The following is a 23,369-nucleotide window of genomic DNA, read 5'->3' on the forward strand; positions in this document are numbered from 1 at the left end:
CGGGAAAGCCCGCCTGTCAGTTATGAATTCTGCCTGAGCCTGACCGAAAAAATCGCACGGAATGAGTTGTCGGAAGAGCAATTTATGCAACTGCTCCAATCACAACGCAGTCAGATTGAAACTTGGGGTAAGAGGTGAGGCTGAAATGGATCACCCGGTGAAATCGCTGTACCGGCAGATCAAAAATGGGGAGATCAGTCAGGAAGAGGCAGCCAAACAGATCCGGCAGTTTTTGATGCAAATTCCGGCGATGACCAACACATCCTTGGCCGATCAGCTTAAAGGGGATTTACGGGAGAAGGTTGCCGATCTCTTAAACGTTCCGGCGGAACATGTCAGTACCGGCACGGAGTTGGCGGAGTTCGGGCTGGACCCGGTTTTGCTGGCTGATTTGGCCGATTGGCTCAATCAACGTTATCAACTGGAACTCACCCCGGGGCTGATTCTGGAGCAACGAAATCTGCACGGCTTGGCGGTATACATCCTTGCAGAGCACCGTGATGCGACGTCTCCCGTGGAAAAACGTTCAGTCGTGCCCGTCGAAGAGAGCAAACTTCGCATCATGGCGGCCAATTATCTGAAACATCAATTGTCCTCCGTTCTTCAGGCTCCCGCCGACCGGTTGGATCTTGATGCACCGTTGGAGGATTACGGAATGGATTCGGTCATGGTGATGAAGCTGACGGCACAATTGGAAAAAAACTTCGGGCCCTTGTCCAAAACGCTGTTTTATGAGTACCAAACGATCGGGGAGCTGACCGGCTACTTTATCAAGTGCCACCGGGAGGCGTTGGTTAACCTGCTCGGATTGAAAGAGGAAGCGGTTAAAGAGGAAGCGGCTGCAAAGGCGGATCATGCGCAGCCGCCTCTGCCTTTTAAAAAAGCGGAAAAGCGCGGCAGGCAAAAGAAGAATGAAGCGAAGACGGCACAGCGGGACGGAATTGCCATCATTGGCCTTGCCGGGCGTTACCCCGGAGCGAAAAATATCCGGGAATTTTGGAAAAATCTTCAGGAAGGAAAAGACTGTATCACCGAAATCAGCCCGGATCGCTGGGATCACCGCTTATATTTTGATCCGGACAAGCATAAACCGGGGAAAACCTACAGCAAATGGGGAGGATTTATCGACGGCGTCGACCGGTTTGATCCTCTCTTTTTCAATATTTCCCCACGGGAAGCGGAAGTCTTGGACCCGCAGGAACGTTTGTTTTTGGAGTGCGTCTATGAAACGATCGAGGATGCCGGATACACCCGGGAATCGCTCCGCTCGGATCAGGAGGGCAGCTATGGGGGCAAGGTGGGCGTTTTTGTCGGGGTGATGTATGAAGAGTACTCCCTGTACGGCGCGCAGGAACAATTAAAGGGCAACCCGGTTGCTCTCGGCAGTAATATCTCGTCGATCGCCAACCGCGTTTCGTATTTTTTTAATTTTACCGGGCCGAGCATGGCGATCAATACCATGTGTTCGTCTTCGTTGACGGCCCTGCATCTCGCCTGTCAGAGCCTCATGCGGGGAGAGTGCGAACTTGCGGTTGCAGGCGGGGTCAATTTGTCGATCCATCCCAACAAATATTTGCTGCTCGGGCAGGGGAAATTCGCATCGAGCAAGGGACGGTGTGAAAGCTTTGGTGCAGGGGGCGACGGTTATGTTCCCGGTGAAGGAGTGGGAGCCGTCCTGTTAAAGCCGTTGTCCCGGGCCATTGCCGACCGGGACAACATTTATGGCGTGATCAAAGGGACAGCCATCAATCATGGCGGCAAGACCAACGGTTATACGGTTCCCAATCCGAATGCACAGGCGGAAGTGATCAGCCGGGCCTTGCAGGAAGCGGGCATTCACCCGCGGACGGTCAGCTGCCTGGAAGCGCACGGAACGGGAACCGCACTGGGAGACCCGATTGAAATTACCGGGTTGTCGAAAGCATTCGGAGCGTTGACGGAAGATCAGCAATTTTGCTCGATTGGCTCTGTGAAGTCTAACATCGGTCATTGTGAAAGCGCCGCAGGGATTGCCGGGTTGACCAAAGTGCTCCTGCAGATGAAATATGGTCAGCTCGTGCCTTCCTTGCATTCGGACGTGTTAAATCCGCATATCGATTTCAGCCGGACGCCTTTTGTTGTCCAAAGAAGCTTGCAGGAGTGGAAAAGGCCGGTGCTCAATCTGGACGGCGAGGAAAAGGAATACCCGAGAAGGGCCGGCATTTCCGCTTTTGGCGCCGGCGGTTCCAACGCCCATATCGTGGTTGAGGAATACATCCGGGAGGAACGGACGGAGCACAACCATGCAACTGGGCCCGTTCATCCGGCGCTTATCGTGCTGTCGGCCAAAGATGATGAAGCGTTGCGCCGGCGTGTGCGGCAGTTATTGGATGCGATGGAAGAGCAGCCGTTCGCAGACAGCGATCTGGCCGACCTGGCCTATACCCTGCAAGTGGGGCGGGAAGCGATGGAAGAGCGGCTGGCGTTCACAGCTGCAACAGTCAGAGAAATGAAGGAGAAACTGAAGCGTTTTCTGGATGGCCGGGTGGAATCAGGCGGAGTGTTCCGGGGCGGGGCCAATTCCGGAAAAGAGCTTTTGTCTGCTTTGGCCGCAGATGAAGAGTTGGAAACCATCATCGAAATGTGGTTGCAAAAGGGGAAATATGATCAGCTCCTGCAATGGTGGGTAAAAGGGCTCAATCTGGACTGGAACCTTCTCTACCCGGGAGACAGGCCGTACCGGATCAGCTTGCCCGCTTATCCGTTTGCCGGACAAATATGCTGGTTGCCCGAAACGATCAGGGGAGACGAAGTTAAAACCCGTTTAAACGCAACACCGGAAAGGGAAGAGCCCGGGATACAATGCCTTTACTTGCCGGTCTGGGAAGAACAGGCCGCTCCGGAAAGGGCTGAAGCTCACCGGCATGACACGGTCGTGATTGTCTATCAGGAATCTTCGACGGCATTTAAACAAACGATCGTCGATCATTATCGGCGGAACGCCTCCGCCGGCCGGATCGTACAAATCCTTCTCGACCGCGAAAGCAAAAAGAGATCCGACGATCATTGGCAATGCGCCTTCGACGACCCGCAAGCGCTGGAGGCCTGCCTGAACGAAGCCGGAGCGATCGATTGTCTCTATTTCATTGCCGAATTTCGCAATGCTGATGAACAGATCGATTTTCATGATCTAGCGCAAAGCCAGCAGCGCAATGAGCTGCCATTGCTGCGGATCGTCAAGCTGTTGCAGGCAAGGCAGGACGACACTCCGGTCGATTGTTATTTCCTGACCCAGGATAATTACACCATCGGAGGGAAACCGGCGCATCCGTACGGCGGAGGAGTGACCGGACTCGCCTATGCCGTAGCCCAGGGCGACCACCGCATGCGGGTGCGAAATATCGACCTGTCCGCAGAAGACATGGGAGATGCAGAAAAGCAGAACCAGGTTTTGCACATGATCCTGGAGGAACCGCCTTCCCACCGCGGCGAAGTGATCAAAATGCAGCGCGGGCGACGTTATCGGCAGGCGTTTCTTGAAATGGACAGCGCCAGCCGGATGAAAACGGAGGGATTGAGAAACGGAGGCGTTTACGTCATTGCCGGAGGAAGCGGCACCGTCGGCAGAGCCATTACCCGCTATCTCATTGTGGAATATCGCGCCAGGGTCATCTGGATCGGACGCACACCGGAAGATTCCGATGCCATCAAAGAAAAACTGGCCGAATTCGCGGGATTGGGATCTGTGCCTGCCTATATCCGGGCGGATGTCACTGACCCACGGCAGATGAGGCAGGCGGTCAAACGGATCAAGGAACAGCATTCCGTTATTAACGGGGCCATCTTCTCAGGGGTGGTCTTTTCCTTTGAAAATTCGCTTCGTCAGACGACGGAAAACGAATTTCTGGAGATCCTCAATGTCAAAACGATTGGCGGCATCCTTTTTTATACCGCTTTTCAGGATGAACCGCTGGACTTTATGCTCTATTTTTCTTCCGGTCAGGCTTACTCGTTCTCCGGAGCCGCCCGGTTTTCAGCATACGCCACAGGGATCGCGTTTTCCGATGCCTTTGTGCGCAGCCTGAGGAATAAGGCACCGTTTCCTGTCGGGACCATCAACTGGGGATTCTGGCAAGACTCGGTGCAGGGGACATTTTTGGACGGCAAAACAAGAGCTTTGCAAGACGATGAAGGATTTGCCTGTTTTGCCCGTGTCGCCGGTCTGTTGCGGGAGGGATTGTTAAACCAGAGTCTCTGCCTCAAACCGTCGCCCTCCCTGAAGGGATTGATGAATCTGAAGAAGGAGAAGGCTGTTGTGAATGCTCCTGTCACCAGGCCGTTGCCCGGATCTCTTTACGGCAGGCTGGAGAGCGGGAAGCATGCAGAAGATCCTTTGATTGACGGCGCTCTCGCCAAACAGATGGAAGAATGGGTGGCCAAGCTGCTCTTCGTTCAGTTGTCAACGTTGGGTCTGCCGCCGAAAGGAATGCCGGTGACAGCCGCCGATTTGCTGCAAAAGGGGAAAATTGCCGGCAAGTATGAGCGGTGGCTGGCGGAGTGCCTGCGGATTTTGGAAACATACGGATATCTTTGCAGCGAAGCGGGGCAGATGATCGTTCTTGCCGATCATGATGCCGGGAAGCGGGAACAGGTCTGGAAAGAATGGGAACCGTTCATGGCGTCCTGTTCCGGCAATCTGGACTGGCGGGCGCAGACGCTGCTCCTTGACGCTTGTCTGAGGAAGCTTCCGGACATTTTGACCGGGCGGACTCCGGCCACGGAAGTGCTCTTTGCCAATGCCTCGATGGAAAGCGTGGAGGGCATTTACAAAAACAATACGGTTGCCGATTATTTCAACCACGTACTGGCCGATGTCGTCGCGGACTATATCCGGCAGAGACTTTCGCAAAATCCGCTGGACCGGATTCGGATTCTCGAAGCCGGAGCGGGAACGGGGGGAACCAGTGCCGTCGTATTGGACCGGATCAAGGAGTGGGCTGACCGACTCGAGTATTGCTATACCGATATTTCCAAATCGTTTTTGCTGTTTGCCCAGGAAAAATACGGACCGGATTACCCTTGTTTAACCTTTAAAACCTGGAACATCGAGCAACCGGTCTCTGCAGCGGGGATTGAATCGGGAGCTTATGACATCCTCATCGCCAGCAACGTCCTTCATGCAACCCGGGATATCAGGCAGACAATCCGCAGGATCAAGGCAGCTCTTAAATCAAATGGTCTGCTCCTTCTCAACGAAATGACCCGCAAGCATCTTTTTGCCACTGTCACCTTCGGTCTTTTGGACGGATGGTGGCTGTTTGAAGATGAGCATTTGCGCATTCCGGGCTCACCATTGATCGGCCGGGAAGAGTGGCAAACCGTACTGGAGGAAGAAGGATTCAGGCAAATCGGGTTTCCGGCGCGGCAAGGGGCACAAAACGGACAGCAGATTATCGTGGCCGAGAGCGACGGATGGGTCAGGCTCCCGATGGACGACGCAGAACCGGAAGCGGAGGAAGTTTTGACCGAAGAAACAGCGTCAGCGGCATTGCCGGAAGCCGGGCAGGCGGTGGAGGAGAAACGGCCCGGGGAGCGGCTGGATGTTTATGTCAGGAAGTTGATTATCCGGCAATTGTCCGGTGTTTTAAAAGTTCCGCAGGAGCAGATTTCGGCAAGCAGGCCCTTTTCCGAATACGGGGTGGATTCCATTCTCGGCGTTTCATTCGTGAATCAGTTAAATGCCGCACTCGGGATCAACCTGAACAGCGCCATCCTGTTTGACTATACTACCGTCGACCGGTTGAGCGAGCATATCACGCAGATGTACAGAAATCATCTCGAACAGCAGATCAGGGCCGAATCGGGTGCAGAACGGAGGCGGGAAAAGACGGCCGCCTCTTTGGCAGTGAACCGGGAGAAACGGGGGCAACAGCTGAAAGCAGCGAAAGTTTCGGAGTATGCAGACGGAAGCAGCATCGGTTCCGGGGCAATTGCGGTGATTGGCATGGCGGGGCAATTCCCGGATGCGCCGGATTTGGATGCATTCTGGAATAATCTCGCCAACGGTCATGACGCCGTTCGTGAACTTCCCGCCGCCTATCTGGATCAACGCCGCTACTATGACCGGGACAAACAGCCGGGCAAGACTTATTGCAAGTGGGGCGGCGTTTTGGCGGAGAAAAATGCCTTTGATCCGCTCTTTTTCAATATTTCCCCGCGTGAAGCTGCTTCGATGAGCCCGCATCAGCGGCTGATCTTACAGGAGAGCTGGAAAGCGTTGGAGGATGCCGGCTACAATCCGAAAAAACTGGCAGGAATGCCGGTCGGCGTGTTTATCGGAGCGGAACCGGCCAACTATTATCATGAGTCCTTTACGGGTTCATCGGATGCGATCGTCGCTTCCCGCCTGTCCTATTATTTAAATCTGACCGGGCCGGCCCTTGTGGTCAATACCGGATGCTCTTCATCGGCGGCAGCGATCCATCTGGCTTGCGAAAGCTTGCGCAGGGGAGAATCATCGATGGCGGTGGTTGGCGGCGTTTACGCGAAGCTGGACGAAACCTCCCTCATCGCCTTGTCGGGAATCGAAATGATTTCTCCCACCGGCAAGTGCTTCACCTTTGACGAACGTGCAGACGGAACCGTCTTGTCCGAAGGTGTCGGAATCGTGGTTTTGAAACCGCTCCATCAGGCCGAAGCGGACGGTGATCCGATTTATGGCGTGATCGTCGGATCGGGGATGAACCAGGACGGTGCCAGCAACGGAATTACCGCTCCCAATGGGCTGGCTCAGGAGCAATTGGTGACGGAAGTATATCAAAAGTACGCCATTGATCCGGAGGATATTTCTTATGTCGAAGCGCATGGGACGGGAACCAAACTGGGGGATCCGGTTGAGGTGAATGCGCTGATTCGCGCTTTCCGGCGATTTACGTCCAAGGGGGAATTTTGCGCGATCGGCAGTACCAAGTCGAATATCGGGCATACGGGTGCTGCTGCCGGGGTGATCGGCCTGATCCGGGTTTTGCTGTCGATGAAGCATCGGCAAATTCCGGCCCTGATCAATTTCCAAAAATTAAACCCGCTGATTGCCTTGAAAGAGTCGCCCTTTTATGTGAATACCGAAACGGTGAAATGGATGTCGCCCGCGGGCCGTCCCTTGATGGCGGCAGTCAATTCCTTCGGGCACAGCGGGACAAATGTGCATTTGGTCGTGCAGGAATACCGGCCTGAGCGGACGCCGGCAGATGACGCAGCCAGTCCGGTACTGATTCCGTTATCGGCACGGAAAGAGGACCGTTTGCATGCGTATGCCGAAAAGCTGCTTGACTTTTTAAACCGGCAGGATACCGGCGGCGCTGCACAGCCTTTTTCCCTGGCATCGCTGGCCTGTACGCTGCAAACCGGGCGGGAAGCGATGAAGGAACGAGTGGTGTTTCTGGTTGATGATCCCGCCGATTTGCGCACGGCATTGGCGGATTTCTTGGCCGGAAAATCCCGGAACGGCGTCTGGCGCGGACAATACAGGAAAGGAGCAGACGCAGCCGGCTTGTTCGACGGGGACGATGAAGATCTTCAGGAGACGATCCGCAAATGGGCAGCAAAAGGAAAACTGGCGAAAATCGCTGAATTATGGGCACAGGGAGTCGATGTGAACTGGGAGTGGCTTTACGGGGAGAATAAACCTTTGCGCATCCATGCGCCTTCTTACCCGTTTGCCAGAGAATATTACGGGATCGCGGAAAAGAGGGGCGAGGCAAAACGGACAACATCGGCAACGGAGCACTCTGTTTCCCTTCACCCGCTCCTGCATGAGAATACATCCGGACTCCAGGGGATTCAATTTACTTCCACCTTTACGGGGCGGGAGTTTTTCCTTGAGGATCATCAGGTGAAAGGGAAGCGGATGTTGCCGGGTGTGGCTTATCTGGAGATGGCACGGGAAGCGGTGAAGTGGGCAGCCCGGGGAGAATGCGGCGACGAGATGGGCATTCACCTGAAAAATATCGTGTGGTCGCGGCCGGTCGTGGTTGAGGAAGAGCCGGAAAAAGTGCAAATCACGCTTTTCCCGGAAGAAGACGAAACCATCACGTACGAGATTCACGGAGACTCCGGGAAAGAAGCATATCACCGGGGCAGTGCCGTTCTGAAGATGATTGAGGTGGTGCCGACCCTGGATTTGCCGGCGCTTAAACGCGAATGTGAGGAAAGCGTTTTGAGCGGCGGGGATTGCTATGAAGCGTTTCGGGCGATCGGTCTGGAGTACGGCCCCGGCCACCAGGGAATCAGCGAAATATACCGCGGACAGGATCGGGTGTTGGCGAAGCTGGCGCTGCCGGACGAAGCCCGTGAGACGCTGGAGTCCTTTGTCTTGCATCCCGGCCTGATGGATTCGGCCGTTCAGGCAGCCCTGGGATTGATGGCGAAGAAAGGGGAGATTCAGCCGGTCATCCCCTTTGCCCTTGAGGAACTCGTGGTTTATCGGAAATGCACAAGCGAGATGTGGTCATATATCCGACATAGCGAGGGAAGCAAAGCGGAAGATCGGCTTCTGAAGCTGGATATCGACCTCTGTGATGAGCAGGGGACGGTCTGCGCCCGGATGAGGGGGTTATCCCTGAGGGTATTGGAAGGAGAACCGTGGGGAACGAAAGAGTCCGCTTCTGCGGAGTCGCTTCTTTTGCGGCCTGTGTGGCAGGAACAGCCGGTTGAGGGAGAGGCGGGAGCGTCTGTTTCGGCGAATCGCCTGGTACTGTTTTGCGGCTTCGCGGATACGGAGATGATTTCGGAACAAATGAAAGGGGCGGACTTCAGGATTCTGCAGTCAGGAGAAACGCGGATCGAACATCAATTCCGCGATTATGCCGGGCAGCTTTTGCAAATCTTGCAATCTCTCTTTCATGAACGGGCAAGGAAGAAAGTCATGTTGCAACTGGTTGTTCCGGCGGAAGAGTCCGCGCAGACGCTCTCGGGATTGGCCGGCATGCTGAAAAGCGCCCGGTTGGAGAATCCGCATTTCTGCGGGCAGTTGATCGAAGTCGATTCACTGCAAGGCATCGCCGGAATTTTGGAAGAGAATAGCCGCCGGCCTGATGATCTTCATCTCCGCCACGAAGCGGGCAAACGCCTGGTTGCCGGATGGAGCCCGATTGAAGCGGACGGGGAGAACGCGCAGATGCCGTGGAGAGAGGGAGGCGTCTATCTCATCACCGGAGGGGGAGGCGGCCTGGGACTCCTTTTTGCCGGGGAAATCGCGCGCCATCTGAATAATGCCGTTATCATCCTCGCCGGCCGTTCCCCGTTGACCGGAGAGATGGAGGCAAAGCTTGATGAGATCAGATCGCCGGGCATTCGCGTCGCCTATCAGCGTGCGGATGTGACGGATCGGGAAGCCGTTAACCGCTTGGTCAACGCGATCCGGAACGAGCATGGAACGCTCCACGGGATTATTCACAGCGCCGGTGTGCTTCGGGACAGCCGGATTCGCCACAAAACGGAGGAAGAGCTGAATGAGGTAATGGCTCCGAAAACGCTGGGGCTGGTGAACCTGGATCTGGCGACGAAAGACATCCCCCTTGATTTCTTCATCTGCTTCTCGTCCGGCTCGGCGGTGTGGGGAAGTGCCGGGCAGGCCGATTACGCCGCCGCCAATGGCTTTATGGACAGCTATGCAAAGTGGCGGGCCAGCCTCGTTACCCGGAAGGAACGCCACGGCCGGACGCTGTCCATCAACTGGCCTTATTGGCAGGGCGGGGGAATGAGAATCGGAGCGGCAACGAAGCTGATGATGCAGCAGGCGGGAATGATGCCGATGACGAATGAAAGCGGAATCCGGGCATTTTATCAGTGTTGGTCTTCCGGCAGCGGGCGGGTGATGGTGATGGCAGGTGATACAATGCGGATCAGACAAAGGATGTTATCGCCGGAAGCAGGGCCGGATGCAGCCAGACAGAAGGAGCTTCCCAAGTCCGCTGAACGGCCCGGGGAAGAGCGGCCGGGCGATCTGCGGGAACGCGTCCAATTCGCCCTGCTTCAGGTTGTCTCCCGATTGATACATGTCAGGATGGAGGAGCTTGACGCGGATACCGGGCTGGATGAGTACGGATTTGACTCCATCACGTTCTCCGAGCTGGCAAATGAGCTGAACCGGCGCTATAAACTGGAATTGATGCCCACCCTGTTTTTTGAACATACAACGTTGAATGAGTTGGCCGGGTATTTATGCGAGGAATATGGTGATATTCTCGCGCCCCGGTTTGCTTCGGCCGGCAAGAATGAAGCAACGGAAACGGGCAAACCGTTCGGTTCGGAAGAAATCACGGAGAAGAAACCGAGCTTGCCCCTGCAAAAGGAGAAAGTCCGGAGGCAGCAAAAGAGCGAATCGAAGGATGCATCCCGGCGGGAACTGTATGACGAGGGAATCGCCATCGTCGGAATGAGCGGAGTCTTTCCGGGAGCGCGGGATTTGGATGAGTTCTGGAACAACCTGGTGAACGGCAGGGACTGCATCACGGAAATTCCCAAAGAACGCTGGGATTGGCGTGAATATTACGGAGACCCGGCCAAGGAAGCCGATAAAACCAATATCAAATGGGGCGGTTTTATAGAGGGGGTCGATGAATTTGACCCGCTTTTCTTCGGGATCTCCCCGCGCCAGGCCGAGTTGATGGACCCTCAGCAACGCCTGCTCATGACCTGCTGCTGGAAGGCGATTGAAGATGCTGGTTATTCGGCACAGAGCCTTTCCGGAACGAAGACCGGCATCTTCGTCGGAATGGGGCACAGCGGTTACGCCGGGGTGATCAAACAGGCCGGTGCTGCGTTGGAAGGCTATTCGGCAACGGGAATGGCCACGGCGATGGGACCGAACCGGATGAGTTATTTCCTCAACGTTCACGGCCCGAGTGAACCCGTCGATACTGCCTGTTCCAGCTCTCTGGTGGCGGTTGACCGTGCCGTTAACGCCATTAAAAACGGTGACTGTGATGCGGCGATTGCCGGCGGCGTAAACACCATTCTGACTCCGGATCTTTATATCAGCTTCAGCAAGGCGAACATGCTGTCTGCCGACGGACGCTGCAAAACGTTCTCCGACAAGGCCGACGGATATGTGCGCGGAGAGGGCGTCGGCATGATTTTTCTCAAAAGGCTGAAGGATGCCGAGAAAGCGGGAGATCACATCTACGGCGTCATTCGCGCTACGGCTGTGAACCACGGGGGACGGGCCAACTCATTGACCGCCCCCAATCCCAAGGCACAGGCGGAACTGCTGGTCACCGCCTACCGGAAGGCCGGGATCGATCCCCGAACGGTGACATACATTGAAGCGCACGGAACGGGAACGGAACTTGGCGACCCCATCGAGATCAACGGTTTGAAGGCTGCCTTTGCCGAATTGTATGCCGACTGGGGCGCGGAACAGCCAAACCGGCCCCATTGCGGCCTCGGTTCGGTCAAGTCAAATATCGGACATCTGGAACTGGCAGCGGGGATCGCCGGAGTGATCAAACTGCTGTTGCAGCTGAAACACAAAATGCTGGTCAAGAGCCTTCACACCGATGTGATAAATCCCTATATCCGGTTGCAAAACAGCCCGTTTTACATCGTGCGGGAAAACAGGGAGTGGACCGCACTCAAAGACGCCAGCGGCAATGACATTCCCCGCCGTGCGGGTGTCAGCTCTTTCGGTTTTGGCGGTTCCAATGCCCACGTTGTGATCGAGGAATATATCCCGCATGCCGATGAACCAACGTCCGGAGAGGAATCCCAAGTCCCGGTGATGATCCTTTTGTCGGCGAAAGATCAAACGCGGTTAAAAGAACAGGTGCAAAATTTATGGACAGCGATCCGCCAAGGAAAATATAACGATGCTTCTTTGCGCGACATGGCTTACACCTTGCAGGTGGGGCGTGATGCCATGGAAGAACGCCTGGCCCTTTTGGCATCTTCCCTCCGAGAACTTGAAGAGAAGCTGAAAGCCTGGCTGGAGGGAACACGGGAGATCGACGGTCTGTATGCGGGGCGGGTCATCAAGAAAGGGCAGTTGGCGGCTTTGCAGGCGGATGAGGATTTTGAGGCAACCGTGGATCGTTGGCTGGAAAAGGGGAAATACGGAAAATTGCTGAGCATGTGGGTGCAGGGACTGAACGTTGATTGGAACAGGCTGTACAAAGGGCAAAAGCCGAAACGCATCAGCCTGCCCACTTATCCGTTTGCCCGGGAGCGGTATTGGGTTACCGGAGCGAACAATCCTTCCACGGTTGAAAGTCTTCGTCCGCCCGCCCGGGAGAAGGAGAAAGTCAAAAAGATTCTGGTCAAGGACTGGCGGGAGAACTCCCCGGATCAAAAGGAGGAGACTGATGCCGGGACAGTGATTATGCTGGCCACGCCCGCGACCATGAAGATCGCTGAGCCGTGGTTGCGGGAAGCAGCTTTGCAAGTCGTGCCCGTCGTTCATGATTCCGTCGCTTCTTCCGCTGCGGTGGTGACGGATTATTACGACAGTCATGCCGGTGAACAACTTTATCATCAAATAAAGAAAAAAGTCGATCAGCCCCAATTCCTTGGCGTGATTGACGTGACAGCTTACGATGAACAATACGAACAATCCGAGGCGATAGAAGCCGGGAAAATCACCTTTTTGCAAAAATTGATCGAACACCATCGTCACGCAGGCTGGAAACTGATGCAGGTAACCTGCCGACTGCAATCGTGGCAGGTGGAGAAACCCACCCTTCAGGGAGCGCGTCTGTCCGGATTGTATCGGATGTTGGGCGCGGAATACCCGCAGATTCAGGTGATCGCCCTGGACAGCGATTGCGCGGCGCATGAATACGAAGAGTTGGCGGAGCAGATCAGGAACGAGTTTTTCCGCAGTCAGGAAGGAAACCTGATCGAATGCTGTTACCGCGGCGGCCGCAGATTCACCCCGGCTTTCAAAGAAGTGGAGCCGCAGCCGTTTGCCCCGTCCTTTCATGAGCGGGATGTGATATTGATCACCGGGGGCTCCCGGGGGATTGGCGCCGCCGTCGCCGAGCAGGTTGTCCGCCGCGGAGTGAAGCATCTGGTCATTATGGGCCGGGAGGCCTTGCCGGAGCAGGGAGAATGGGAGCATCTGCCCGAGACGGGCGATAACAGTGAACAAGCGGAGAAGATTCGCCGGCTGAAAGCGCTGGCCGACCAGGGGGTCAAGCTTCATTATGCCAATACGTCCCTGACGGATTTGCCGGGCTTGCAGGCGATGGTCGCGGAGGTTCGCCGTAAGCTGGGGCCGATCACCGGTGTGTTTCACTGTGCCGGGATCAGGGGACGCAATCCGGCCTTCTTCAAAAAAACGATCGCGGAAATCGAAGCGGTCTGTGAGCCCAAGATCCAGGGGCTGGTCAACCTGCACAAAGCGCTGGAATCCGAACCGTTGTCCTTTTTCCTCCTGTTCTCGTCGGTTGCCGCAGCCTCGCCCATACTGGCGGCGGGGCAGAGCGATTATGCCATGGCCAATGCCTATATGGATTATTATGCGGCTTATCAGGCGGGGGCAGGACAGTCCTGGTTCAAGTCGGTTCAATGGCCGGCGTGGAAGGAGACAGGCATGGCAGCCGGAGGGATGGACACACCGGTTTACCGCGAGACCGGGTTGCTGTCGCACAGCACCGCGGATGGTTTGCAGTTGCTGGATGATGTCCAATCTCTGCCGGAGACGGTATGCCTCCCTTGCGTCGTCGATCCGCAGCGTTTTTCCGGGGACAAGCTGCTCCGGCAAGAGCGTTTGCCTGCGGTTCCGCGATCAGTGCAAGCGGCGCAGGGCCGTGTGGATGCAGGGGAAAAAGCGCCGGCGTCACCGTCACAGCTGCGCGCAGAGATTGTCCGGTGGTTGCAACACGTGTTCCGGTCGGAATTAAAACTGGCCCACACCCGGTTGGACGAACACAAGCCTTTTGCCGATTACGGGGTCGATTCCATCCTGATCACCCAGATCGTCCAGACCATGCAGGAAAAGACGGGAAAACCGCTCCCGCCGTCCTTGTTGCTGGAGTACGGTACCATCGCGGACTTGGCGGACTATTTCGCCGAACATCATGGAGACGCCTGGCAGCCGGCAGCGCAAGCGATCCGGGATGAATCGGTGGAGTCGGGAGAAGAAATACCTTCTGTTTCGCTCCAACCGGAGTCGGTTCAGCCTCCGGCAAGCGGGTCCGCGCCCGAGCCGGAAGAGGAGATCGCCATCGTGGGAATCGCCTGCCGGTTTCCGGACGCACCTTCCAAAGAAGCTTATTGGGAATTGCTGACGCAGGGGAAATGTGCGATTCGGCCCGTTCCGGAAGAACGCTGGATTCCCAAGAACGGACGGGTTGATTACGGCGGATGGATAGAGGGAATCGATCGGTTTGATCCCGCCTTTTTCCATATCAGTGAGTCGGATGCGGCAGTGATGGATCCGCAGGCGCGCCTCTTGTTGGAGGAAAGCCTGAACGCGATCTTCGATGCCGGTTATGAGCCGAACGAATTGCGGGGGCAGTCAGTCGGGGTCTATATCGGGGGACGATCACAGCCTCTGGCGCCGGCTGATGCAGTTTTGGCATCGGCCAATCCGATTTTGGGGATCGGCCAGAACTACCTGGCGGCCAATCTGTCCAAGTTTTTCGATTTCAGAGGGCCCAGTCTGGTCGTGGATACGGCTTGTTCCTCGGGAATTACGGGCTTGCTGCTCGCGGCCGATGCCCTGCGCGGAAAACGGATTGACATGGCTCTGGTCGGAGCTGTCAGCCTGTTGACGGGCCCCCTTGCCCACGATGTGTTTGCGGCGCGGAATATTTTAAGCGGGAACGGGCGTTTTGAGATTTTTGACAAACAGTCGGACGGGGAAGTGCTGGGAGAAGGGATCGGGGTCGTTGTCGTAAAACGGCTTAGCGATGCGGTCAGAGACGGGAATTACATCTATGGCATTATCAAAGGCATTGCCGTGAATAATGACGGCCGGACTCTCGGCCCGGGATCGCCCAGTCTGCAAGCCCAAAAGCAGGTGATGGAGGCGGCTTTGGCCATGAGCGGAAAGCGTCCGGACGAGATCGGCTACATTGAAGTGAACGGAGGCGGAACGCCAATCATGGATACGATCGAAATAAAAGCCTTGTCCGATGTCTATGCTCTCGGAAACCGGGAATGGGGTCCATGCTGTTTGGGAGCGGTGAAGCCCAATATCGGGCACTTGCTGCTGGCCTCGGGCATGGCCGGGCTGATCCGCTGCCTGTTGAGTGTCCGTTACGGGAAAATCCCCCCGTTCTTGTCAGCCAACGACCCCTTTGAGTACTACGATTTTTCACGGTCGCGCATACGCTTTAACCGGGAGACGGAAGACTGGAGACCGCCTTCCGGACAGAAGCGGACAGCGGCTCTCAACTCCTTCCCCGACGGTGGAACCAACTATCATGTAATTGTGGAGGAGTTCGTTCCTGAGAGGGATTTCCGGCAAAAGCGTTTTCCGAAGGCAGCACCGGCTCTGCAAAAAGTGTGCGTCGGCGTTTCATCCGGCAGGGAGAAACCGGCGGAAGCGGAGACGGTCAGCCGCCACCGGCGTCCTGTACGGAACGTATGGGGGGAGATCCGATGAAAGAAGTATTTCGCCTGACGCTGACGACGGAACATCCGGTAATCTCGAATCATTCCGTTTACAGCCAACCTTTGCTTCCCGGACTCGCCTATATTGATCTCCTGTATCAATTGGGGCAAATACTGGAGTTGGATTTCCGTGATTATGCCTTAAAGCGATTATCCATCTCCAATCCTTTGATTGTCAGCAAGGATCGACCGGTGAACCTGGCCGTCACCTTTGAAAATGTTTCAGATCACTGGAAAATCAAAGTGGAAGGGGAGGAGACTGATGAGCGGGGTAACCGGCTGCCCGCTCATCGGTACATTACGGCCGAACTTCATCAGGAAACGGTTGCTTTTTCGGAAAAAATCGACATTGGCGGACTCAAGTGGGAAGCGGTCCGCCATTTCGATTTGGACAAGGTCTACGAGAAGGCCAGGCAGCAGGGGCTTGTCCACACCGGAATGATCAAGGCGCAGGGGGAGATCTATCAGCACGATTCCGGCGTTCTGATCGGGATTGAGGTGGATGAATCCTGCCAGGACGGGGCCGATGCCTATTTGTTTCACCCGGCGCTGATCGACGGGGCGGCGATGGCTGCGGGAGTGCTCTGGGAACAGCGGGGAAATCAGGAAGACCTGTATTTGCCGCTCTATTATGACGAATTTTTCTGTACGGAGCCTTTGCACACCCAATGTTATGTCCGGGCCCTCGCTTCTTCGGTGAAAATGGTGAATGAGATTCGCACGTTGGATCTTGCCATTTATAATGGCGAAGGCCGGCAAATCGGGCACCTTCGGGGAATCACCAGTAAAAAGATCCGTGCGAAAGGGCAGATCAATCCCGCTCTGGCGCGGGAAAGTTTTTCGCCTCCGGTGAAGCCGGCAGCGGAAATGGTGACCGGACAACGGCGGGAACCGGACGGGAGCACAGGGGAAACAGGTGCTCTCGAACTGATGCTGCGCAAAATTTTTGCCCGCCATTTGGACAGGGAACCGTCACAGGTCAGGCCTGATTTGGGATTCTTCGAACTTGGGCTGCAATCTTCGCAATTGCTGGGCGTCATGCAGGATATCGAAAAAGAGCTGGGTGTGCAGCTCAGCCCGACTCTTCTGTTCGAGTATTCGACAATCGGTGAATTGGCGCTCCATTTGGCAGAGAGTTCAGAGGTTCCGTTTGCCGCTTCGGATGAAATGTCTTCGGAGAAGGATGTGTCCCGGGAGAAAGATGCGGATGATCGCGTTCAGGAGCGGGCGTTCGTGAGAGAGAGAGAGGTTTCTCCGGCGGCAGCCACGATTCAACAGGATGGGGACATTGCCATCATCGGCATGGCCGGCCGGTTCCCGGGTGCTTCCAACCTGCGTGAATTCTGGGCGAATCTGCTTGCCGGAAAAGATTGCATCACGGAAGTTCCTTCATCCCGTTGGGACTGGAAGCAATTTAGCGATTTGCGATCGCCTTCCGGAAAAAAGATTTCCCGCTGGGGCGGCTTCATTGAAGATGCGGATTGCTTCGATCCGTATTTTTTCCGAATCGCCCCGCGGGAAGCGGAAATTATCGACCCTCAGGAACGGCTGTTTTTGGAAGTTTGCTGGGAATGCATGGAAGATGCGGGTTATGTCCCCGGAACGCTGGCATCGCCTCGGGGTCCGAACAAAACGCGCAATGTCGGCGTTTTCGTCGGGGTGATGCATAAGGATTATGCACTGGTCGCTGCTGAAGCGATCTCCCGCGGGCTGGTCATTCCCTTGTCTCTGAACTATGCGCCGATCGCCAACCGCGTTTCTTATTTTTGTAATTTTCACGGACCGAGCCTGGCGGTGGATACCGTCTGTTCTTCGTCCCTCGTTGCCGTCCATCTGGCCATCGACAGCATCCGCAAAGGAGAAAGTGAAGTGGCATTGGCGGGAGGGGTGAATTTATCCCTGCATCCGAATAAATACCTCACTTACGGCATGGCCAACATGCACTCCTCAGACGGTTACTGCCGTTCCTTCGGCAAGGGCGGAGACGGGTATGTTTCCAGCGACGGGGTGGGGGCGGTGTTGTTGAAGCCCCTGTCCCGGGCCATTGAAGACAAGGATCATATCTATGCCGTGATTAAAGGCAGCGCGATTAACCATGGAGGGACAGCCAGCGGAATTACCGTGCCGAATCCGACAGCACAGGCTGACCTGATTGCCTCCTGCCTTGCCGAGACCGGCATTGATCCCCGCACGATCAGTTACGTGGAAGCCCACGGGACGGGAACCTCGTTGGGTGATCCGATTGAGATTCAGGGGCTGATCCGGGCTTATCGTCAATACACTTCGGACACGCAGTATTGTGCCATCGGTTCGGTGAAATCCAATATCGGCCACGCCGAATCGGCTGCCGGCATCAGCGGATTGATCAAGAATGCGCTGCAGCTGTATCATCAGACGCTGGTTCCTTCTTTGCATGCGGAGGAATTAAATCCGTACATCGATTTTGAACGGTCGCCCTTCTATGTGCAGCAAAAAACGGAGAGATGGGAGCGGCCCACGATTCTGCAAGGCGGGGAAAGGGTGACCTGTCCGCGCCGGGCCGGCCTCAGTTCGTTTGGAGCGACCGGCACCAATGTGCATATCATCATGGAGGAATGTCCCGAATTTGCCCGGCCATCTGCTTCCGGACAGCGATCTGACGCGAAGCGGGTTCTGGTCCCGTTGTCCGCCAAAAGTGCGGAGCGGTTGCAGGCATATGCCCGGAAATTGCTCGACTATTTAAAAGGGCTGGACGATGATGCATCCCCGAACATGGAGGATTTGGCCTACACCCTTCAGACCGGGCGCGAGGCGATGGAGGAAAGGGTTGTCTTCATCGCAAAGGGCGTGAGCGACTTAAAGCGCAAGTTGGAAAGTTTTTTGCAAAATGAAGCCGGAGCGGAGCAGTGTTATCGGGGGCATATTCAGCAAAAGGGCACTCTGCTCCCTTTTCTGGCCGCAGATGAAGATACCCGGGAATTGATCCGAAAATGGGCCGTCAAGGGAAAACTGGATCAAATCGCGCAGCTTTGGGTGAACGGAATCGATGTGGACTGGAACTTGTTCTATGTTCAGCGCCGGCCCAACCGCATCAGCCTGCCGACCTATCCGTTCGTCAAGGAACGGTTCTGGATTCCGTCCGCCATGACGGCACAAGGAGAAAAGGAGGCGGCGGTACAAACGGGGAAGGAGCAGCTTCACCCACTGCTGCACCATAACACTTCCGGTTTCAGCGGGCTGCGCTTTACTTCTCGTTTTACCGGACAGGAGGTTCTGTTCGGCGATTATGAAGTCAACGGTTGTCCGGCCCTGCCCGCAACCGCTTGTCTGGAAATGGTGCAGGCCGCGATCGTCCGGGCGTCGGATGGTCCCGAAGACGGTTCAACGCAGATCGTGCTGAAAGATGTCACCTGTCTTCACCCGCTCGTGGTTGATCAAAATCCGCTGCAGGTGAGCATCCGCCTGTTTGTCGATGAGCAAGATGAGATCGGGTACGAGATCTGCCGGGAAACGGAAGGGGATCGGCCTGTATTGTACGCACATGGTAAGGCTGTGTTCCGCTCCGCGTTGGAAGCACCTGCGCTGGAGAGGCCGGACATGCTCTCTGGCGATACTCAGCGCAGCATCGATCCCGCTTCCGTTTATCAATCGATGCGAATGGCCGGGATTGAGTGCGGTCCGGGTTACCGGGGAATGGAAAAGGTGTACGAGGATGAGGGGCAGTTGCTGGTGAAGCTCACTTTGCCTTCAACGCTCGTATCAACGCAGGAGCAGCTTGGTCTTCATCCTGCCCTGCTTGAGCCGGCATTGCAGGCAGCTGCCGTTTTCATGGCGGATGCATCGGCTGCTTCGGCCGCTTTCCATTGTGAGACGGTGGAATATTTCGACCGCTGCGTTCCTTCAATGTGGGCGCTGATCAACCAAAGCGGCGGGGCGGAAGGGAAACTGAACATTGCCCTGTGCGACGATGATGGCCGCCTGTGTGTGCGGATGCAAGGGATTTCATGGAATGCTTCGGAAGAGGAGCTTCTTGCCGGGACAGACGAGCTTGCGACACCAACGGGAGAGGAGATCGTGATGCTGACTTCTGCATACGAGTCGGAAATTGACCGGTTAAAAGATTTCATTCCGGCGATTGCCAAACCGCAGGCAGGGTTCGTGAGGGGGCAAGACGGGGGAGAGGAAATCACAGGAAAACCGGCGGGCAGTGTGCAGGACGCTTTGATTCAGTCTGTTTCCCGGACGCTCGGAGTCAGTGCCGGGGAGGTCGATGTGCATTTGCCGCTGCACGAATACGGTTTTGATCCGGTTTCCCTCCAGGAAATGGTCGATACCTTCAATCAGAACATGCGTGTGGAGCTGGATGTGGAAACGGTTGTTGAACTGCAAACGATTCAGGGCATTGCGGCGCATCTGGTGAAGGTGATGGAAGAACAAAAGCGCCCGCCGGGCATAAGCAGCCTCTCCGCAGACCAAACAGCGAAGGAGGTTCGTCCATGAAGGAGCTGGATCGGTTATTCTGCGAGCTGCTCTGGAGGCAATTACAGTCGATGGGATTGTTTACCGCCCCTCGTTCCGATCCCGCCGACCTCCCGGCCCGATACGGACTGCGCGACAGCTACCGGCGCTGGCTGGAAGGAAGCATCAAGTTTTTGGCGGAAATGCAGTATCTCCGATTTGACGGGAAAACCTGCTATGTTGATGAGATTAACCCGAAGCCGATGGATGAGGCATGGAAGGAGTGGGAGGAAAAAAAGAAACCGTGGCTGGCAGAACCGAATACCCGGGCCCAGGTGGTTCTGGTGGAAACGATGATGCGCTCGTTGCCGGAAATATTGACCGGAAAAGTGCCGGCCACCGATGTCATGTTCCCCCAATCCTCCTTTGCACTGGTGGAAGGGATCTACAAGGATAACGTCGTTGTGGATTACTTCAATGAGGTTGTGGCCAATGCGCTGGCCGGTTATTGTCAACTGCTGCTGAAACAGGACGCGGGAGCGAAAATCAGGATTTTGGAAATAGGGGCCGGAACCGGGGGAACCAGTGCCGGCATCTTTCGCAAGCTGACTCCCTTTCAAAACTCGATTCAGGAGTATTGCTATACGGACATATCCAAGGCTTTTTTGCTGTTTGCCGAAAAAGAATTCAGCGCTTATCCCTATTTGACTTATAAGGTTTTGAACATCGAAATGCCCGTCACCGGACAAGGCTTTGCCCCGGGAAGCTTTGATGTCGTCGTTGCGGCCAATGTTTTGCACGCGACCCGCGATATCAGGCAAACCTTGCGCAACGCCAAATCGCTGTTGAGAAAAAACGGTCTGCTTCTGGTAAACGAAATCAGCCGGTTATCGCTGTTTACTCATTTGACTTTTGGGCTGACGGACGGCTGGTGGCTTTACGATGATGAGGAGTTGCGGATCCCGGGGTGTCCCGGTCTGGAGCCGGAAACCTGGAAGAAGGTACTGGAGGAAGAAGGATTCCGCTCTGTCTTCTTCCCGGCACAGGAAGCCCATGATCTCGGGCAGCAGATTATCGTAGCTGAAAGCGACGGCGTTATCCGACTCAAGCAGGAAGCGCGACGGGAGGTTCGTTCCCCGGCGAAGCAGGCCGAACCGGCCGTTGCCAAGCAACCCCTTCAGGCAGCCCCCGCCGGTTTGCCCGAGGAACAAATCGCCGACGTGATCATGGAGAAAGTTTCCGAAGCGCTCAAGATGGAGAGGAACAGGATTGACAAAAACCGCTCTTTTGCCGATTACGGAGTCGATTCGATCATCGGTGTGCGTTTGATCCAAATCCTCAATGAAGCTCTGGGGATTGACTTGCAGACGACGGATTTGTTTGATTACAGCTCGGTAAAACTGCTGACTGACTATATTATTGAAAACTACAAACAGGAGATTGCGGCGACGATGGGCGCCAACCGCCAGCCGGATGAAACTGAGCGGAAACAGCCGTCTGCTTCCTCTTCCCGGTTCAGGACGGAACGAAAAGCAGTTCCGCCCGCTTATGGCAGTCGCCCGTCCGGAAAGGGAAGTCTGCGTGAGCCGACAATGCTGCCGACGGTTGCCCGGGCCGGCCGAACGATCAACAAAGAGCCGATCGCCGTGATCGGGATGAGCGGCCGTTTTCCCAAATCGGAAACCGTGGACGAATTGTGGGAGCACCTGGCAAAAGGGGAAGATCTGGTTGGCAAAGTGACTCGCTGGGATTTGTCAAAATATCACCCAGAAGGTGCTTCCTTTTGTGACAGCGGTGCATATCTGGAGGATATTGATCTGTTTGATCCGCTTTTTTTCAATATTTCCGGGCTGGAAGCCACCTATATGGATCCGCAGCAGCGCCTCTTTCTCGAAGAAGCGTGGAAGGCGTTGGAGAATGCCGGCTATGCCGGGGCCAGTGTCAAAGGACGCAAATGCGGAGTCTATGTCGGGTGTGGCGGCGGGGACTATACGTCGCTGTTTGCCGATGCGCCTCCTCCCCAGGCATTATGGGGAGCGTTGAACTCGGCCATTCCGGCGCGAATCGCCTATTTGCTGGATCTGCACGGCCCTGCGCTGGCGGTGGATACGGCCTGTTCCAGTTCGCTGGTGGCCATCCATATGGCCTGTCAGGGTTTATGGACCGGGGAAACGGAAATGGCGCTGGCCGGTGGAGTCTACATCAATAATACACCTCAGTACCATTTATTGGCCGACCGGGCGGGAATGCTGTCCCCGTCAGGGCGCTGCTTTACGTTTGACGACCGGGCGGATGGCATGGTTCCGGGAGAAGCCGTGGGAGCCGTGGTGCTCAAACGCCTGGGCGATGCCATCAGGGACGGGGACCATATTTATGGAGTGATTCGCGGTTCGGGGATCAATCAGGACGGCACGACCAACGGGATCACCGCACCCAGCCTGCGCTCCCAGCAACGTCTGGAACAAGCGGTATATGATGAGTTTGCCATCAACCCGGCGGAGATTCAGATGGTGGAGGCGCACGGAACCGGAACCAAACTGGGCGACCCGATCGAGTTCCAGGCGATCAGCCGGGCATTTCGCTCTTACACGGACAAAAAGGAATATTGCGCGATCGGTTCCATCAAGACCAATATCGGCCATACACAGCTGGCTGCAGGAATTTCCGGTTTCATTAAAATCCTGCTTTCCTTGAAACACAAAAAAATCCCGCCTTCTCTCCATTTCAGGAAAGGCAATGCCAATATTCAATTCAAGGACAGTCCGTTTTTTGTCAATACCAAGCTGAGGGACTGGGAAGTTGAGCCCGGGGTCAAACGGCGGGCCGCCATCAGTTCCTTTGGGGCGACGGGAACCAATGCCCATTTGGTGGTGGAAGAAGCTCCGCAAGTGGAAAGAAGGCATCCGGACAAGCCGGGATATTTGATCGTGTTGTCGGCCCGCACCCAGGAACGTTTACGGAAGCAAGTCGAGCAGTTCATCGCCTATTGTGAGGATGAAGAGCGCGCCGGGTGCGGAAACGCAAGTTATACGCTGCTGTTCGGCCGGCAGCACTTTAAACACCGTCTGGCCTGTGTGGCCCGGGATTTGGATGATGCCCGGGAATCGCTCCTCTCCTGGTTGAAGCAGGGACAGGCGGCCCATGTTTATGTCGGCGAAGTAAAGGACCAGCGTTCGCAATTATCTTTTAAACAATTCGGAAATCAATGCATTGAAAAATGCCGCCATTCTGCTGAAGCCGCTGACTATCTGGAGAATTTGGCCACTGTGGCCGAGCTTTACGTTCAGGGATATGAACTGGATTATGAAGGGCTGTTTGCGGACGGGCAATACAGCCGT

The 23,369-nt window shown here is 55.6% G+C and carries 3 protein-coding genes; all 3 read left to right on the top strand.

Translation table 11 applies throughout. The features are described 5' to 3' along the window. The first annotated feature begins 145 nt into the window (after positions 1 to 145). The gene (locus I8U18_RS16000) at positions 146 to 15,586 is read left to right on the top strand and encodes an SDR family NAD(P)-dependent oxidoreductase (protein WP_198065044.1); all 15,441 of its coding nucleotides are present in this window, start codon (positions 146 to 148) and stop codon (positions 15,584 to 15,586) included. Continuing rightward, entirely contained in the window at positions 15,583 to 20,073 is a 4,491-nt protein-coding gene (locus I8U18_RS16005) for a beta-ketoacyl synthase N-terminal-like domain-containing protein (protein ID WP_198065045.1), read from the top strand. Before I8U18_RS16000 ends, I8U18_RS16005 begins: the two co-directional genes overlap by 4 nt. Continuing rightward, on the top strand, positions 20,070 to 23,369 hold a 3,300-nt coding region (locus tag I8U18_RS16010; RefSeq protein ID WP_198056550.1), incomplete at its 3' end, for a beta-ketoacyl synthase N-terminal-like domain-containing protein. The genes I8U18_RS16005 and I8U18_RS16010, both read left to right, overlap by 4 nt.

It is taken from the genome of Thermoactinomyces sp. CICC 10522 (genome assembly GCF_016055075.1).
GTDB classification, from domain to species: Bacteria; Bacillota; Bacilli; order Thermoactinomycetales; family Thermoactinomycetaceae; genus Thermoactinomyces_A; species Thermoactinomyces_A daqus.

Coding starts and splice junctions, on each gene's coding strand:
- I8U18_RS16005 (WP_198065045.1), top strand. CDS start 15,583: ATGAAAGAAGTATTTCGCCTGACGCTGACGACGGAACATCCGGTAATC.
- I8U18_RS16000 (WP_198065044.1), top strand. CDS start 146: ATGGATCACCCGGTGAAATCGCTGTACCGGCAGATCAAAAATGGGGAG.